3 protein-coding genes are annotated in these 2,746 nt (G+C 38.3%); all 3 read left to right on the plus strand.

The features are described from left to right. The first annotated feature begins 32 nt into the window (after window positions 1-32). On the plus strand, window positions 33-725 hold the full coding sequence (locus PX482_RS22805) for a hypothetical protein (protein WP_288027989.1): 693 nt from the start codon (window positions 33-35) through the stop codon (window positions 723-725). A 186-nt stretch (window positions 726-911) separates the two neighbouring features. Continuing rightward, entirely contained in the window at window positions 912-1,307 is a 396-nt protein-coding gene (locus tag PX482_RS22810) for a hypothetical protein (RefSeq protein WP_004159374.1), read from the plus strand. A gap of 28 nt (window positions 1,308-1,335) precedes the next feature. Further along, on the plus strand, window positions 1,336-2,658 hold the full coding sequence (locus tag PX482_RS22815; protein WP_288027987.1) for a vWA domain-containing protein: 1,323 nt from the start codon (window positions 1,336-1,338) through the stop codon (window positions 2,656-2,658). Window positions 2,659-2,746: the final 88 nt, after the last annotated feature.

Below are 2,746 nucleotides of genomic sequence, written 5' to 3' on the forward strand. Positions count from 1 at the left end.
AACCCTTATAGAGACAGACATTACCGCGATTTTTGTCAATTGTTTGCGATCTAGAGCGAACTAATCAATTAAATCTCTTGCCAGATAAGGATTTAGTCGATTTATGCCCCCATATCGAACCATACCAAGTCCCGAAGAGCCATTTTACCCCGATTTCTAGTCTTTCCTTCCTTATTCTTTTAGGGAGAATTGTGGGATGGATGTTATTAGGTGGATTACTCGGTGGGGGAATGTCCTTTTTTGTTCCTAATTTAAGGAGGATTCGCGGCGTACAAGGTGGCACAATTGGAGGGGGAATGGGAGCAGCAGGTTTTTTATTACTGTCGCCTTTAATCGGGGAAATCGGTGGTAGATTATTAGGCGGAGTGATTTTAGGCTTTTTTATTGGTTTAATGATCGCTTTACTCGAACAATTAAGTCGTAAAGCCTATTTACTGATTCATTGGCATGAAAAGGAAACCACTACTCTTTCTTTAGGGGATATTCCCATTATTTTAGGAAGTCATCAAAATGCTCATATTCTCCTCAGTAAAGCCGAAGGATTTTATCCAGAAACCGCCAAAATTTTTCAACAGGGAGAGGAGATTATTATGGAATATAATGCTGATTATGCTCAAGCAAAAGGAATGAAAAAACTCATTTATCTCTTAAAGAATGGGGACACTCGTAAGTTTGGAGAAATTCGTCTGGAAGTCCAATCAAAAGACATCATTTCTTCCTCTTAATCAACGTCTCTATCTAGAAATCTTCTCTCTAAATCTGTCTAATTGCTAAATTCTCTTAAGACGATATTTAATTGGGATTGAGAAAGATTAAAATTAACTAAATTTCTTTGTAAAATAACAATTCTATGTTAAAATCGCCATAATAAACTTATTTTTTCTCTGTATTAATTTTATGGTTGCTATTCTATGGTTATATATACCCTATCATTACACACCCAAAGTTCTCCACCGGCAGGTTATCAGTATCCTTTAGATTTACACCCCCATTATGAGGATAATCCTCAAGAAATTTTTACCCCAAAAATTCGTCAAGAGTTACAAGACACCTTACAACAAGAAAGTTTATGTGCCATTCGAGAGCATCACCTTAACCAAATCATTAACGCTTGGATAGAAGATATTCAAGAAGGTTATCGCTACACCAGTATTAGACTGAATTTACCCTCACTTTTTGAAACCAATCTCGAAAACTTTCAAGATAATGGTAATCAAAAATTTCCTGACTTATTTGATCCAGAATTAACAGGAATTGAGCCAACTTTTGGAATGTTACTGTCTTTAGAGGATATTTACACCCCTTAGCAACTTTACTCTTTTGGAGAAAAAACAAATGTTAACCGTATCTTTAACCCCTCATCGAGATTTTTTACCTGCTGACACTCCAGACCAGCGACTCTTTTTAATGATGAAAATTAGACCCCAAGCAGCAGCAGCTCAAAGTCGGCCCTCTACCACCTTTGCTTTTCTGATTGATACCAGTGGCTCTATGTATGAAAATGTAGGGGGAATGACCAAACTAGAGGTAGTGATTCAATCCCTGAAAAAACTATTACATTCAGGTGGTTTAACCAAAGAAGATCGCATTGCTTTAGTTCGTTTTGATGACCAAGCTTCTACTTTAATTAATTTAACCCCTGCAACCCAAATTCAACCGATTGAATCGGCTATTGATCAACTAACTAAATTTAGTGGAGGAACTGTTTTAAGTAGAGGAATGGATCAAGTGTTAGGGATTATTGGTAATCAAGCGATGACTTCCCGTAGAGCGTTAATATTTACCGATGGTCAAACCATAGGCGAAGAAGATTGCCGTCAATTAGCCAATGATTTTGCTCAGTGTAATATTCCAATTACGGTCCTAGGGGTTGGCGATTATAATGAGCAGCTATTAGATGATATTAGTAACAATACAGCTGGACAATTTGGCCATGTTGTTCCTCAAAAAGACTTACCCCATCAAATTTTAATTACTGACTTTCCTAGTTATATTATTCAAGCTTATCAACAAGCGCAAAATGAGGTAATTAATAATATTAAATTAGATATTCAAACGGTCAAAGGGGTAAAATTAGCTAAAATCACCCGTGTTTATCCAGATCAAGCCGAATATCCGCTCTTAACCCCCCCTTATCCCATCGGTAATGCGGCAGCAGGAGATGACACCATTTACATTTTAGAATTTACCATTGATAGTCGTACCAGTTCTAGGGCAAGAATCGCACAAATTGGCTTAACTTATGATATTCCTGGCTTAAATCGCCGCGGAGAGCAACCGCCCCTTAATGTTGTAGTACAATTTTTAGCAGGTCAGGGAACTGTTGCACAAGTGAATCAAGAAGTTATGGGGTATGTGCAACAGCGCAATATTGCCCAATTAGCCTCAGATGCGACCAAAATTGCCGATAAAGACCCAAATAAAGCAGAACAACTCCTAGAAACGGCTCGACGCTTAACCGTAAAAATAGGGAATGACGATATGTTAGCATCCCTTAACCAAGCCAGTGATGAACTGCGAAAAACCCGTAAAATTTCCTCTAATACCCGTAAAACCGTCAAAATGGGGTCAAGAGGTAAAACCATCAAAATGGAGGGAGATATTGTTGACATCCTCGCCGCCCTAAAAGTGCGGCGATTCCTAAACCTCACGATTTAAGTTTCTGCTTCCACCACCGTCGCATACCACAGTTAAAAAACCATGTACTGTCTTACACAGAGTCCACAGACTTTCGCCCCATTTCAGA

Source organism: Microcystis sp. M53602_WE12, assembly GCF_030065455.1.
GTDB lineage: Bacteria > Cyanobacteriota > Cyanobacteriia > Cyanobacteriales > Microcystaceae > Microcystis > Microcystis aeruginosa.